This is a genomic window from Flavobacterium sp. CFBP9031 (genome assembly GCF_034044945.1).
GTDB lineage: Bacteria > Bacteroidota > Bacteroidia > Flavobacteriales > Flavobacteriaceae > Flavobacterium.
In genome coordinates, this window is record NZ_JAXCWF010000008.1 from 46,530 (window position 1) to 61,627 (window position 15,098).

15 protein-coding genes are annotated in these 15,098 nt (G+C 31.9%); 2 read left to right on the top strand and 13 right to left on the bottom strand.

What is annotated here, in order from left to right; all coding sequences use genetic code 11:
- Nucleotides 1-77: 77 nt before the first annotated feature.
- Nucleotides 78-875: a DUF5694 domain-containing protein gene (locus tag SOM12_RS14235; protein WP_095931351.1), complete on the bottom strand. Its 798-nt coding sequence runs from the start codon at nucleotides 873-875 to the stop codon at nucleotides 78-80.
- 82 nt (nucleotides 876-957) lie between these two features.
- Complete coding sequence (locus tag SOM12_RS14240; RefSeq protein ID WP_320493912.1) at nucleotides 958-1,755, bottom strand: DUF5694 domain-containing protein; 798 nt, start codon at nucleotides 1,753-1,755, stop codon at nucleotides 958-960.
- Between the two features lie 221 nt (nucleotides 1,756-1,976).
- Between SOM12_RS14240 and SOM12_RS14245 the strand changes: the two genes are divergently transcribed.
- Together SOM12_RS14245 and SOM12_RS14250 are read left to right on the top strand one after the other, a co-directional pair.
- On the top strand, nucleotides 1,977-3,017 hold the full coding sequence (locus SOM12_RS14245; protein ID WP_320493913.1) for a histidine kinase: 1,041 nt from the start codon (nucleotides 1,977-1,979) through the stop codon (nucleotides 3,015-3,017).
- Between the two features lie 3 nt (nucleotides 3,018-3,020).
- On the top strand, nucleotides 3,021-3,734 hold the full coding sequence (locus SOM12_RS14250) for a LytTR family DNA-binding domain-containing protein (protein ID WP_320493914.1): 714 nt from the start codon (nucleotides 3,021-3,023) through the stop codon (nucleotides 3,732-3,734).
- A 135-nt stretch (nucleotides 3,735-3,869) separates the two neighbouring features.
- On the opposite strand, the gene SOM12_RS14255 is transcribed toward SOM12_RS14250, so the two are convergent.
- The 11 genes from SOM12_RS14255 to SOM12_RS14305 form a co-directional block, all read right to left on the bottom strand.
- Nucleotides 3,870-4,337, bottom strand: coding sequence for a DUF1456 family protein (locus SOM12_RS14255; RefSeq protein ID WP_320493915.1), 468 nt, complete (start codon nucleotides 4,335-4,337; stop codon nucleotides 3,870-3,872).
- 36 nt (nucleotides 4,338-4,373) lie between these two features.
- Nucleotides 4,374-5,408 carry an aminotransferase class I/II-fold pyridoxal phosphate-dependent enzyme gene (locus tag SOM12_RS14260; RefSeq protein WP_320493916.1) on the bottom strand — a complete coding sequence of 345 codons (1,035 nt, stop codon included), beginning with the start codon at nucleotides 5,406-5,408 and terminating at the stop codon, nucleotides 4,374-4,376.
- 1 nt (nucleotide 5,409) lies between these two features.
- On the bottom strand, nucleotides 5,410-6,420 hold the full coding sequence (locus tag SOM12_RS14265) for a dipeptide epimerase (protein ID WP_095931357.1): 1,011 nt from the start codon (nucleotides 6,418-6,420) through the stop codon (nucleotides 5,410-5,412).
- A 41-nt stretch (nucleotides 6,421-6,461) separates the two neighbouring features.
- Nucleotides 6,462-7,691: a hypothetical protein gene (locus SOM12_RS14270; protein WP_320493917.1), complete on the bottom strand. Its 1,230-nt coding sequence runs from the start codon at nucleotides 7,689-7,691 to the stop codon at nucleotides 6,462-6,464.
- Between the two features lie 114 nt (nucleotides 7,692-7,805).
- The gene (uvrB, locus tag SOM12_RS14275) at nucleotides 7,806-9,797 is read right to left on the bottom strand and encodes an excinuclease ABC subunit UvrB (RefSeq protein WP_250835195.1); all 1,992 of its coding nucleotides are present in this window, start codon (nucleotides 9,795-9,797) and stop codon (nucleotides 7,806-7,808) included.
- Nucleotides 9,798-9,954: 157 nt separating this feature from the next.
- The gene (locus SOM12_RS14280) at nucleotides 9,955-10,896 is read right to left on the bottom strand and encodes an alpha/beta hydrolase (RefSeq protein ID WP_320493918.1); all 942 of its coding nucleotides are present in this window, start codon (nucleotides 10,894-10,896) and stop codon (nucleotides 9,955-9,957) included.
- 82 nt (nucleotides 10,897-10,978) lie between these two features.
- Entirely contained in the window at nucleotides 10,979-11,215 is a 237-nt protein-coding gene (locus SOM12_RS14285; RefSeq protein ID WP_111365373.1) for a uroporphyrinogen decarboxylase, read from the bottom strand.
- A gap of 80 nt (nucleotides 11,216-11,295) precedes the next feature.
- Nucleotides 11,296-12,246, bottom strand: coding sequence for a 23S rRNA (adenine(1618)-N(6))-methyltransferase RlmF (gene rlmF, locus SOM12_RS14290; RefSeq protein ID WP_320493919.1), 951 nt, complete (start codon nucleotides 12,244-12,246; stop codon nucleotides 11,296-11,298).
- A 187-nt stretch (nucleotides 12,247-12,433) separates the two neighbouring features.
- Nucleotides 12,434-13,735, bottom strand: coding sequence for a Fic family protein (locus tag SOM12_RS14295; protein ID WP_320493920.1), 1,302 nt, complete (start codon nucleotides 13,733-13,735; stop codon nucleotides 12,434-12,436).
- Between the two features lie 134 nt (nucleotides 13,736-13,869).
- Nucleotides 13,870-14,532: a thiamine diphosphokinase gene (locus SOM12_RS14300; protein ID WP_320493921.1), complete on the bottom strand. Its 663-nt coding sequence runs from the start codon at nucleotides 14,530-14,532 to the stop codon at nucleotides 13,870-13,872.
- A 119-nt stretch (nucleotides 14,533-14,651) separates the two neighbouring features.
- Entirely contained in the window at nucleotides 14,652-15,098 is a 447-nt protein-coding gene (locus SOM12_RS14305) for a DinB family protein (protein ID WP_320493922.1), read from the bottom strand.

The window sequence follows — 15,098 nt, forward strand, 5'->3', positions numbered from 1 at the left end:
TTCGTGAATTCGTGGCTAAAAAAAACTTTGCGAACTTTGCGTAATTCTTTGCGCTCTTTGCGGTTAAATCATCAAGTTTATTTCAAAACTGTAGATAGTTCTACAAGTTCAAATTCTGGATCATGGGTTATAAATTCTCTTATCAATGCAGCATGACCAGCGCCAACTAAAACCATTATTTTGTTATCTGTGCTTTCAGTTAGTTTCTGAATTAAAGAATACATATATAAATTTCTTTTGTACCAATTTGAAACTAAAGACGGTCCCGTAAAATCATCTGGATTTCCAGCTCTATTTGCTACTTCCAAATACCATTGGATGTTTTTATTTTCGGTTTCTTTTTTATTGTAATGCAGCATGAGTTCTTGTAACGAGCTTTTTGTTATTCTTTCATTATGATCTTTTTCATTTCTTTTTTTCCACTCATTATTTCTTTTCAATAAATCCTGTTGGTTTGCTTTTTCCATTGACATCAGTAAACTGTCATATGGAAAAGAAGTATAGAGATTCATTCCGTATAATTTTTTATGATTCAGTTTTTTAGCCGTACGGAGTGCCAGTTGTGTTATTTCGTTTTTGTTAGTTTTAAAAAGACTGTCGGTGTTTTTATTGTAAAACTTATCTAAATCGGCTTGCTCGTTAAATTCCCATTCTACAAATATTTTATCTGGGCCAAATTTTTTGATTTTGTCACTCATTATTTCGAGTTCTTTTTGGCTTTTCTCAGACAAGATATCAAAACTGTTTAATTGAGCAACGTCAAGACCAGGGTTGGCGTAATGAAATGTTCCAACCAATAGAATCTGCTTTTTCTTAGTTTGAGCAGATGCCATGTTAAATGTTATAAGAGCTAGTAATAGAATAATTTTTTGCATGATTTTTTGTTTTTATGGATAATGTATATCGTAGAGGCACACTGCAGTCTACGCAAAGTTTAATAATATGGTTAAAAAAGTATTATTTCAAAACAGTCGATAATTCTACGATTTCAAATTCTGGATCATGTGCTAGAAATTCTCTTAGCATTGCAGCGTGTCCGGCTCCAAGTAAAACCATGATTTTATTATCTGAGCTTTCGGTTAATTTCTGAACTAAAGAATACATGTATAAGTTTCTTTTGTACCAATTTGAAACTAAAGAAGCACCAGTAAAGTCATCTGGATTTCCAGTTCTGTTTGCTACTTCTAAATACCATTGGATGTTATCTTCATTAGACGCTTTTTGATTGTAGTAAAGCATAAGATCTGTTAAAGAGCTTTTAGCCATTCTTTCGTTATTATCTTTTACAAACATTTCTGTTGACTCCGTGTTTTTTTTCATTAAATCCTTCTGATTTGCTTTTTCCATTGACATCATCAAGCTATCATAAGGAAAACGGGTACGATAATCAATCCCGTACATCTTTTTATGATTCAGTTTTTTAGCAGTACGTAATGCTAATTGAGTAATTTCATTTAGATCTTTTTTAAGTAAACTGTCGGTGTTTTTATTGTAATACTTGTCTAGCTCAGCTTGTTTGCTAAATTTCCATTCTACAAATATTTTGTCTGGACCAAATTTCTTGATTTTGTCACTCATAATTTCGAGCTCTTTTTGGCTTTTATCAGACATTACATTAAAAGTTTTTATTTTGGCAACATCATGACCAGGATTGGCGTAATGAAAAGTTCCAATTAATAAAATTTGTTTTTTCTTAGTTTGAGCAGAAGTTAAGTTTAATGTAATAATTGCGAGTAATAAAATGATTTTGTGCATGACGTTTTGTTTTTAAATTCATGACAAATGTATTCCCTCTTTTGACCTCTATTTTTTGTTTTTGATGAACATAGAATTTCATTTTATAAACACATGAAATTTGCAGTTTAATAATTTCATGTAAAGTTTTTGATAGTTCATCCCTAAAAAAGCATGTTTTAAATAAATGTCATTTTCGATTGCAGGCTTAATTGTATTTTTGAGCTAATTATCATAAAACTATGAAATCAAGAATCCCTTTTTACTATCACATTGTCTTTTTCTTATTATTATTTCTAACGTATATTTTCTGGGATATTGGACTTAATGATCAAAAAATAGAAATTGTAATAAAAGCAATATGTTATGGAATTACGCCAACTCATTTGTTAGCAATATTTTGTATTTACATTCTTAATTTTTATTACTTCTGTGAATGGTTTTTAAACAGGAAGAAATTAGTTTTTTATATTCTGACAATTCCAGTTTCGCTATTGCTTTTTGCGGCTGTTCGCTATTTTTTGCAAGAAGTGGTTATGTTTAATATTACCGGAATGCACAACTACTATGAAGAAGCCAGAGAAATAGGTTATTACATAAAAGACAATTTTTTCTTCGGATTGCCAGCTGTACTTTTAAGCGCACTGACTTTTTTATTTTGGCAGTTTCATACTACGCAACATCAAAATCAGGAATTGCTTCTGGAGAATAAAAAAGCAGAGTTTCAAATGCTGAAAGCACAGGTTAGTCCGCATTTTTTGTTTAATACGCTGAATTCTTTTTATAGCCAGTTGGTTTTAAAAGAAGATGAAATGGCTGATGATATTTTGGTTCTTTCTGATTTACTTCGATATGTTATTACAGAAACAGACAAAGATGAAGCAATACTTTCCAAAGAAATTCAATTCATTCAAAACTATATTCATTTGCAAAAGAAAAGATTTGAAGATCAGTTGTTTTTAGATTTTTCGGTTGAGGGAAATTATTCAAACGAAAAAATCATTTCCTCGGCTTTGGTTCACTTTGTTGAGAATGTTTTCAAGCATGGAAAATTTAATAATGAAGACGAAAAAGCCATTATTTCAATTCGAATAAAGGACGATTTTCTAGAAATTTCAACTTTCAATTATTTCATTGAAGGAGAAAATTATTCTTCAACGGGAATTGGTTTTGATAACTTGACAAAAAGGCTGGAATATACTTATAAAGGTCAATTTATTCTGGAAAAAACAGAAGAAAATAATATCTTTAAAACCTACTTAAAAATACCGCTAAAGAAATAATTTATGACTTTTAAATGCATAATTGTCGACGACGAACCGCCTGCAACGCGAATATTGGAAAATTACATCGGAAAAGTGAATTTTCTGGAGAAGGTTGGCGTTTTTAATGATTCGTTAAAAGCATTAGAATTTCTAAACTCACAATCTGTAGATGTTATTTTTCTAGATATTCAAATGCCTCAATTAACAGGTTTACAGATTTCTAAAATTATTTCTAAAGATATAAAAGTCATTTTTACAACAGCTTATCCAGATTTTGCTTTAGAAGGATTTGAGTTGAATGCAGTCGATTATTTATTAAAACCAATTGCATTCGAACGTTTTTATCAAGCTGTTTCTAAATTAAACTCTGAACCGAAAATAGAAGTTTCGAGCACCAGTAGCAGCACCGTACCAGATTTTTTATTTATAAAAACCGATGGAAAAAATAAATTTCAGAAAGTTTTTTTGAACGAAGTTTTGTACGTAGAAAGTTTACAGAATTATGTTTGCATTCATACTGTAAAGCAGCAGATTATTACACATTCGTCATTAAAAAATGTTATTGAATCATTACCAGAAAAAGATTTTATTCAAATCCATAAATCGTATGTGGTTTCATTGCAGCATATAGAATCGACAGATAATTTTTCGGTTTTTATAAATGGAAAAGAATTGCCAATTGGAGCTACTTTTAAAGATGCTTTTTTTGATAAAATAGAAGAGAATAAAATTTAATTTTTTTTAACCGCAAAGTGCGCAAGGATTTTTGACTAAGTATTGTGAATACAAACGCAAAGTTCGCAAAGCTTTGTGAATAAAACTTTACGAACTTTGCGTAAATCTTAGCGTTCTTAGCGGTTAAATCCTCAATTACGATTTTTTCTTATTGCCGTTTTTGAAAACCACTTTTTCTACCACAACAGGTTTTCCATTTCCTTTTGGGAATGCTTTCTTTTTAGGTTTTCCAGCTGATGAACCTGACTTTGAAGAACTTTGATCTCCTCTATATTTTTCTGAATCTTTGGGAGTAGCTTTAAATTCTGGTCTTTCTTTAGAAGTTTCTTTCTTCGGAATTTCAGATTTATGTTTTGCTAAAACATCATTAGGATTTTTAGGATTTTCTTTAGTTCCTCTTAAATGAATAACCAATCCGTTTAGGAAGTTTCTTAAAACCTGATCGCCACATTCCATGTAATTTGGATGATCTTCTGCTCTAAAAAAAGCACCCAATTCTGATTTTGTAATTCTAAAATCTACCAATTCTAAAATTTCAACTATTTGGTCATCACGGAGCATCAAAGCCACGCGAAGTTTTTTAAGTATATCGTTATTCGTCATTGTTTTATTTTTTACAAAGGTAGTTTTTTAAAATGATTAAAATTGAGAATTAAATTCATTTAAAACGCCAATCAATTTATCTAAATCTTCTTTTGTGTGATTTGCGGTTACTACAATGCGATTAAGCGGTTCAGCTTCTTTAGTATATTTGAAACTGGCAATAATTATATTTTCGTTTTTTAATTGGCTAATTAATTCTTTTGGTAATAAGTAAATTAAAGGATATTCTGCATCAAACTTAACGTTCTTATTTTTAATTAAAATCGAATCGATATAGCTCAAATTATCTTTCAGTTTTTGATGCTGTAATTTATAAATTTCAGAAGCATCAGAAAGCGTTTGTACAAAAGCGGGATTCATTCCTGCAGCGCTTGTAAAAGTTTCAATTTCTTTTATTTCTTTGATGAATTCCGAATCTGAAGCAATCACTCCGCCAGTTAATCCGAAAGCTTTTCCTAGAGACGAAACCAGGATTTTTCTTTTAATTGGAAAATCAATTGAGGAATAGATTCCAGAACCATTTTTGCCAATAATTCCCAACGAATGCGATTCATCAACAACCAAGGTAATTTCTTTATGGTTTGAAATCTGTTTTAAGAAAGATAAATCAACAGGTTTGGTTTGGAAGGAAGGAACGCCATCGGTCAAAATGGTTATTTTTTCTGATTTAGGATCTAATAAGTGCTCATTCAATTTTTCATTTATAAAAACAGGAAAACTATTCTCAATTTGAATAGCCGAATGAATGTCGTTTAAATGATAAAAGCAATCGGTTTGCTTTTTCAATTTTTCTAGAACCAATTTTCCAGCCAACATTCCAGAAGAAACGGTTACAGTATCTTCAGAACCAATATGTTGAATTAAAAAATTTTCGCCCGCAGTATAAGCGCTCAATTTAATGTTTGCAGTTCTCGAGCTTCCGTAAGTTGTTCCCCATTTTAAAATGTTTTGAACTACTAAATCTTGAAATTTCTTGTTTGTTGGAAGTCCCAAATAGGCAGTTCCTCCAAAATACAGATATTGTTTTTGGTCAATTTCAATGATTCGATCTGGAAATTTTTCGACTATCATTTTACAGCAATGTAACTCCTGTTCCGTTAAGATTTGAATAATTGACCACACCGTCTTCAATTGTTACACCAGTTGCAATGTCTTCAGACAAAAGCAAGGCGCCGTCCATATCAACATAATCCAATTGAGGAAGCAAATGTGCAATAGCAGAAATACCTACAGTAGATTCGGTCATACAGCCCACCATTGTTTTTAAACCTAGTTTTTTGGCTTCTTCGATCATGCGTTTTCCTGGGGTTAGTCCGCCGCATTTTACGAGTTTTACATTTACGCCATGAAAATGGTTAAAACATTTCGCCACATCTTCTTCAATAATACAGCTTTCGTCAGCAATTACAGGAAGGACAGAATGTTTGAAGACTTCTTTGTGGCCTTCCCAATTATCAGCCTTCATTGGCTGTTCTAGAAATTCAACACCCAATTTTTTTAATTCGGCCGCATTATTGATGGTTTCGTCAACCGTCCATCCACAATTGGCATCAATTCTAAAAATGGCATTGGTATGTTTTCTAAGTTCTTTTACAATAGCAATATCTTCCTTTGTTCCCAATTTAATTTTATAAATAGGCCAAGGCAGTTCTTGCATTTTAAAAACCATTTTTTCAATCGTATCAATTCCAATCGTATAATCAGTCAACGGATTATGATCGGTTTTGTAATTCCATAATTCGTATAATTTCTTTCCTTTTTTACGAGCATACAAATCATTATAAGCTAAATCTAAAGCGCATAAAGCAAACATATCCTCTTTTAAATACGGATGAATTTTTGACCAAAAAACTTCTGGAGTTTCATTTTCTGTGTTTTCAATAATCGATCTAATTTTCTCCAAATCAGCGATCATCATTGGAACCGTAATATGATAATATGGATTTGAAGTAGCTTCTCCAAAACCAGAAAAACCATCACTTTGTAATTCTACAATTAAGGAAGGCTGAAAATCTATAGATTCTCTAGAAATCGTAAAAGTGTGTTTTAGTTTTAGATTGTATTCTCTTAAAATTAGTTTCATGGCTAATCCTTGTTTTGTGTTTCTGTTTAAAAAATAGAATTCTAACTCTTTTTGATTGACATTTTTATACCAATGCCTGTTTGTAAATCTGGTGCATTATCTAGATTTAAATCTTCCCGAAGATACACAAAATAAGAAAATCGCTTCGTAGAATAAGTACAAATTGCACTCCATCCTTCTAAATCTTCATACAAATGAGATATGGTCTTTTGCCAGTGCGTATTTATTCTTTGGCCCGTTAGAACAATATAATCCATATCTTTTTTCTTGTTGTAAGAATTCTGGAAATTATAATTGATACCGTATGAAATTCGATTGTTGTTTTTAAGTTTTACTTTGTAATTAATAAGACCTTCAAAACTGCATAAAAAATCTTGATTGCTAAGATTTACACCATCTCCATATTCAAAAATGTGCTGACGTAAAACACCTAAACTTAATCCGAAACTTAGAATATTTTTATCCTTAATGATCATTTTTTTTAAGATAGAAGAAGAAATTCCGAAATCTGAAGCAGGATTATATTTTGAAGTATTAATACCCAGCTGAGCGCCAAAATTTAAGTAAATATGATGTTTTTCATTCATTTCTAGTTTAGGATAATACGTATAATTTATATCAAGCCCGGAAATTAGAAAGTCGTTGTTATCCATTGTTAAGACCTTATTATTCTCATCTTTATAAGCGATTCCAGCTTGGTTTATACCATAATGGTATCTAGAAAAAGGATCTTTTCCGCCTGCAATATTGCGATGAAACCATTCGATTGATTCATCTGAAGTAAAAATAGAATACGGATATTTACCTCGATCGAGCGAGTTAGCTCGAAGGCTGAAACTCAATTCGTGATTAACTGTAAGTGGTAAGGTAAAATTAAAGCGATACGATCGAATAACGCCATCGGCTTCAAATTCTTTAATTTTGGATGGCACTTTATCTAAATCAAATGAAAATTCGCGCGTATGCCAGGGCTGGTTTTTGGAAATTTCGCGGTCATTAGGATCAGTCAATTCATATGATTTTACATAAGGAAGCACTACGTTTCCACTTGAGACTTCAAATGCGAATGAATATTTATCAGTCGAGCGAACGTTGAAATTGTGGTTTAATCTTGATATATAAATACCAAATGGATGAGTCGAAAGAGTATTAGGTTTTATAAGGTCGGATGAATTTTCTAATTCTTCATTCCAAAAATCACTTTTATTTGATTGTGCTGTTGATACGCCATTAAAAATTAAAAAAACAAAAAAGAGTAAATAATATTTCATTCTAGAATTTAAAAATTTTTGATAAATCTAATGAATTTTAAAAAGATTAGATTGTTTAATTTTTAAAAAATGAATTTCTTTATTATAGGTTTAATTGTTTTGAAATAAAGTTTTTTAAGGCAGCTGTTCCTGTAATTTTTTAATTTCGTCACGAAGCTTTGCGGCTTGCAAAAAGTCTAGTTCTTTTGCCGCTTTTTCCATTGTTTTACGCTTTTCACGAATCATTTTTTCCAATTCAGCTTTAGATAAATAGGCAGTTTCTGGCTCAGCAGCAACAGGAATTGGATGACCTAATTCATATTCTACCAATGGGTTTTTGGTGAAAGCGCTTTCGATTTTCTTGTTTAGAGCTTGAGGAGTTATATTATTTTCTACGTTGTAATTAATCTGTTTGGTTCTTCTGTAATTGGTTTCGTCAATTGTTCGCTGCATACTCGCTGTAATTTTATCAGCATACATAATTGCTTTACCATTTAAGTTTCTCGCTGCACGACCAATAGTTTGTGTTAAAGATCTATGGTTACGCAAGAAACCTTCTTTGTCGGCATCTAAAATGGCAACAAGAGAAACCTCTGGTAAATCTAAACCTTCACGAAGTAAGTTTACTCCAATAAGAACATCAAAAATACCTTTTCGCAAGTCTTGCATGATTTCGATACGTTCTAAAGTATCAACTTCAGAATGTATGTAGCGGCATCGAATGCTTACTTTTGTTAGGTATTTGGCCAATTCTTCGGCCATTCTTTTGGTTAAAGTCGTAACGAGAACTCTTTCGTCTAATTCACAACGAACCTGAATTTCTTCAATCAAGTCATCAATCTGATTTAAGCTTGGGCGAACTTCAATTTCGGGATCTAATAATCCAGTTGGGCGAATAATCTGCTCAACATAAATACCATCCGATTTTTGCAATTCGTAATCTGCAGGAGTTGCAGAAACATAAATCACTTGATTTTGCAAGGCTTCAAATTCTTCAAATTTCAAAGGTCGGTTGTCCATTGCTGCCGGAAGACGGAAACCATATTCTACCAAGTTTTCTTTTCGGCTTCGGTCACCACCGTACATGGCGTGAACTTGCGAAACGGTTACGTGACTCTCATCAACAACCATTAAATAATCACTTGGAAAATAATCTAACAAGCAGAAAGGTCTCGTTCCCGCTTCACGTCCGTCAAGATATCTTGAGTAATTTTCAATTCCAGAACAATATCCTAATTCGCGAATCATTTCTAAATCGAAATTGGTTCTTTCTTCCAAACGTTTCGCTTCAAGATGTTTTCCAATTTCTTTAAAATAATCAACTTGTTTCACTAAATCCTGCTGGATCTGCCAAATTGCGCCTTGTAAAACTTCTGGAGAAGTCACAAACATATTGGCAGGATAAATCGTTAATCTTTGGAATTTTTCTATTACCTGAGAAGTTTTCGCATCAAATGCTTCGATTTCTTCAATTTCATCTCCAAAAAAATGAATTCGATATGCATCATCTGCATAACTTGGATAAACTTCGACCGTATCTCCTTTAATTCTGAAAGTTCCAGGATTAAAATCGGCTTCAGTTCTGGCATATAAACTCTGAACTAAACTATGCAATAATTTAGTTCTCGAAATAACCTGATCACGTTTAATTTCAATTACGTTTTTCTGAAATTCAACAGGGTTTCCGATACCATATAGACAAGAAACAGAAGCTACAACCAAAACGTCACGTCTTCCTGAAAGTAGGGAAGAAGTGGTGCTTAAACGCATTTTCTCCAATTCTTCATTGATAGATAAATCTTTTTCAATGAAAACTCCAGTTACGGGCATAAAAGCTTCTGGCTGATAATAGTCGTAATAAGAAACGAAGTACTCCACCGCATTGTTTGGAAAAAACTGTTTGAACTCCGAATACAATTGCGCTGCTAAAGTTTTGTTGTGCGCCAAAACCAAAGTGGGTCTTTGCACTTCCTGAATAACATTGGCAACAGTAAACGTTTTTCCGGAACCGGTAACTCCTAATAATGTTTGGTATTTATCTCCGTCAACCACGCCTTGTGCCAACTTTTGTATGGCTTGTGGCTGATCTCCTTTTGGACTATATTCTGAAGAAACTTGAAATTTCATTTGCGTATACTGAAAATTTGGTTTTGTAAAGATACAAAGTTTGTGTAAGTAAGTAGTTTAAAGTCTGTCCCGAATTGTACTAATTTGCACTAATTTTGTTTATGAAACCAATGTAAATGCAAAGCTTATTTGTAAAAATGTGTGACAGAAAACGCTCTTAATCTAAAAAACTAATAACAGCTTCATTTACAATCTTGGGCTGATCAATAGTTAGAAAATGCCCTGCATCTTTGATGATTCTAGTTTCGCTTTTTGATAAATGTTTTTTCGCCCTCTCTAGACTTTCTTCTGAATTGATAACGTCTTTATCTCCAATTAAAACCAAAACAGGATTTTGAATCGATTCTAATTCTTTATCTGAAAAAGGCATCATTTTAAGCATGCTAGAATTGGATTTTGCATATTTATTAGCCAAATAAAACTGTCTTTTATAAATACGGCTTATGTTTTCAGGATGAGTTGAAAAAGTGGATACGGTTTTACTGAATTTCTTTTCGCTCGGAAAAAGTTTCAGCATTAATGCAGAAGTCGTTTTTCTGGGTTTATCAAGAAATTTAAAAGTCTGCGCAGGACTTAATAAAACAATCTTGTCGATCGAATTTGGCTTTTGAGTAGCTAATAATGTAGCAATCCAGCCACCTCGTGAAGCCCCGATTAGATCAAATTTCTTTAATTTATAATGATCGAAAATTTCGTTATAAAAAACAACAATGTCATCAGATGAAAGCGATTTTGCGGTTAGATGGGATTTGTTGGGCTCCATGATAAAATCGATGGCGTAAATGCGATGATTTTTGGCCAGAACTTTAATGTTTGGATACCACATGGTAGAACTCGCGTCCATTCCGTGAAGTAAGACTAGGCTTTTCCCGTTCCGTGGCCCTGCGATTACAATGTGCGCCGTTCCAAAACTTGTTTTTACGTCTTCTTCAGTGTATGGAATGTTCCAAAGTTTTAAAGCTTTGTCGTAAGCAGTTTGGTATTTTGCTTCTTCGGCTTTGGTTTTAAAAACGTAATCGTCAAATTTTGCTTTTTTTGAAGCACAACTTGTCACTAAAAAAAGTACAATTGCTAAGCGGGAATATATTTTTAATATCATAATAAAATTCAATTTTCAGCTTAAAGTTACGATTAGAGTAGGTGAAAAGGGTATCAGAATTTTATTTTAAAATATCATAATTTTAAGATTTATCGTTTTTGGAGGTTAAATAATAAATCTGTACAAAAGCTAAAATAGCGTTCGGAATAATTACCGGCCAAAGCCATTGGTTGAAATCTCTGTAATCATTTAAAAAAATACCGTAAATGACAAAACAGATACAGCCAAACATATTAATGAATCGGATTGCTCTAAGGTTTTTTAGCAAAAAACCTCCAACGATAAATACAGACGCGAGATAACCAATGTATTCTGCCATAATCTTGATTTTAAATAGTTTACAATAAATGTAGCAAAAGCTAATTATAAAATCAAGGTTTTGTTTTGGAAATCAGTATTTTAAAAGAATTGTTTTTGGGATCTTGGGGTTTCAAAAAAACTCCAAGCCACAATTCGACTATTTTTTTGTCCTTGCGACATTTCGATTGTTTGGACAGAAACGGCGTTTATTTTTTTCAATATTTTGTAGATTGAAGAAAGATTTTCTTTTTTAGAAACTAAAGTGGTAAACCATAAAACTTGCGAAGGATATTTAGCGCTTTCATAAATCATTTGCGTGATGAATCCGATTTCGCCACCGTTGCACCACAATTCGGCATTTTGTCCGCCAAAATTTAAAACGGGATTTGTATTTCTTTTTTCTTTCGGATTAAGATTGGAAACTTTTCGGGAAGTACTTTTATTCGCTTCCTCAGCAGATGCATGAAAAGGCGGATTACACATCGTGAATGTAAAACGGTCTTCGGGCGTGATAATATTTTTAAAAATAAATCGAGGTTCAGTCTGTTGTTGCAAACTGATAGAATCGATTAATTCTGGATTGGCCTCTATAATTTTACTGCAATTTTCAATTGCTTTTTGGTCAATATCTGTTCCGACAAAACTCCAGTTATAAATCGAATTTCCTAATATCGGATAGATTAAATTGGAACCCGTCCCGATATCCAATCCTAAAACATGCGAAGTTTCTGGAATTTGATTATTGTTGCTTTCGGCCAACAGATCGGCGATATAATGAATATAATCGGCACGCCCTGGAATTGGCGGGCAAAGATAATTTTTAGGAATATCCCAGTTTTGAATGCCGTAATAGGTTTTCAGTAAAGCCTTGTTTAATGTTTTTACAGCAGACGGATTACTAAAATCAATAGTTTCGATTCCGTATTTATTTATAGAAATAATAGCTTTCAATTCTGAGCAATTTGAAATCAGTTTTTCAAAATCATATCGGTTTCGATGAAGATTTCTTGGGTGTAAATTACTTTTTTCGGAATTGTTTTCTGCTTTCATTTTCTTTGGTTTCGATTGCAAAGATAGGTATTCCTTTTTAGAAAGATTTTGTGAGATTTTGCATTAAAGAAATTGTTCAAATCCATGATACTTCCGGTTGGGAAATAATGTTTTTATTTATATTTTGTTTCAAGTAAGCAATACACAAAAAAACAAATCAAGCAAAGCGTTGTTAGTAGAATTACTATTATAGATTTACATATTCTTCAATACTTTTTTTTGAAGAAATATTTAATATAATATCGCGCCCTAGTTTCTCCTCTACAATTAGACCTTTTTTCAATAACTCATTAATGTCCTTTCTAGCAGTCAACCTAACAATTTCGTGTCGATTTGAATAGGATGCAATATTTACATTTGGATCAGATTTGATATATAAATAAGAAATTAAATCAGCTTGTCTTTTATTTAGACCTTTTGATATTAACTTATAAGCTATTAGATTGGCCCTATCGCTTTCTTCTTTTTTCTTATCCCTATAATTAATTAAATTTTCAAATGCAACTCTTAAGTTTCGAATTGAATAGTTAATAAAATAAGTTAAATCATTACCATCGTATTCAGTCATTAAAAAAGCTTTGTCATATTGAGTTCTAGAATTTAAAATAGCTCTAGAAATAGATATGTTTTTGATTAAAGAATAATCTTTTTTAAGTAAATACCAATAGAATAGTGCTCTTGCAGTTCTACCATTTCCATCCATAAATGGGTGAATATACCCAAACATAAAATGTATAATTGATGCCTTAACGATGGGATGGATGAATGGTTTTTCAGAATTAGCAAAATTGCATAAATCTTGCATGAATTTTTCTATGTTTTTGGACTCTGGCGGCATGTGTGCAATTTCGCCATCTACGTGATCAGTAACAAATACAGAACTTTTTCTAAAACTTCCTGAACAATATTCAGCAGAAGTTTTAGCAGTCATAATTTTATGTATCTCTATTATAAAATTAAAATCTAATGATCTAGTATTTTCTTCTGTTATGAATTGTATACTTCGAAGATTATTAAAAATCATTTGTTCAGATTCATTCCTTGGTTTACGCTCAGATTTTAGCATTTCGAAAGCTACCTTTGTAGTAGTTGCTGCTCCTTCGACTTGCGAACTAGCAATTGCTTCTTCAAGAATAGAGCCTTTTAAATATTCAGCCTTATCATTTTGAGTAATTGGTGTTTTATATAATCCCCCAATTAGTTTTAAATCAAACTCATGTAAATTTTGTTGAATGTTTTCGGTTATGTAGTAATAAAAATCCTTTTCTCCGAAATTAATGCTTTTGTAGTTTATTGAACGATGGAATTTAAGTAAACTCCAAGATTTTACAGTATCCTCAGGATAAGGTAAATTTTTTCGATATTTTAATATATCCCAATATACATACCTGTCGTCAGAAACTCGTAGAAAATTCTCAAATTTTTTATCAATATAATCTTGAAAAACTTCCTTAAATTTGATTTCTATAGGTGGTTGTTCTAATTTCATAGTGTATAAATATGGTAACTTTTATATCAAAGTTACTATATTTTAATATGTGTGCAAATTTTCCCAAACAATATTTATTGGATTAGAATAAGCTTTATTTTCGATTTGTAAAATTTTACAGATAAGAAAATAGATTAATCAAAACACTCCATTAAAAGCAAATCGCCTTCAAGATGTGTAATGGTTACAATGCCATCTTTTTCGACAGAATTACTGCTTCCGGTTCTGTAACCCATTGTTAGTGTATCGTTGTTTAATTCGTACTTTAAATTGGCAGAAGAAATTCCGTTTACAACACCAATTGGAATAAGTGAAATTGGTGTTTTAGCGGTGTACCATTTCTCAAATTTTGTTGGAAGTAAAAATATTTTTGAATGATCGTCGAGAATTACAATTTTGAGTGAATTTCTGTAACGAACAATCTGTGTAAGGTTTGTAATTGTATGGTCGGCACGTTTTCCGGTTGCCCAAACAACATTTACGGCAGGAATTTTTCTTTCGATAAGATAATCAAAAGCCTTTTCCAGATCTGTTTTATCTTGATCTGGCGTATGAACGATTTCGATTGGAAATTGCGAAGTTTTATAAATTTCAGGATCAAAACCGCGATCAAAATCACCCAAAAGCACATCGACTTTTATGCCTAATTCAATCACTCTTTCAATAGCCGAATCTAACACGATAACCAGTGGCGACCATTCTAATAATTGTCCTAATAATTCGGGATCGCAGGCTGCGCCATTTGCAATTATTAAAGCGGGTTCTTGATCGTCGCGAACTATATGGTGTGATGACATAAGCGTTTTTTTGAATGTGGTGTAAAGGTACGGGTTAGAATTTTAGATTTATGATTTTAGATTTTAGATTTTTTTTAAATCGTAGTAAAAATCTACAATCTACAATCTAAAATCTACAATCAGAAATCAAGAAGTCTTCTGTGATAATTTATCTGTCCTAAATGATATGCTAAATGTGTTGAAAGATGAATTAAGAAAAAGCCTGTTGTCATTTCTTTTTCAAAAACAATCTGCGGATAAATCTGTTCTAAATCTTTTTCAGTTAAGGAATCTAAACTTTTATTGATCACTTCAATCGTGTCTTCGATTTTAGAAATCAATTCTGCTTTCGGAATATCTTTTAATGAAAACTCTAACGGACGATTTCGCACATAGCCTGTTTTGCCTATTTCTGCGCCAATGTAAGTATTAAGATTGCCAATTAAATGCAAACATAAGTTTCCAGCTGAATTGGAAATGTTTTTATCTATTACCCAAATTTGTTTTTCGAATTCGTAAGATTCGATCTCAAATTTTAGTTTGTTAAGATCTCTATTAAAAAGAATTTTTAGTGATTCTATAACCAT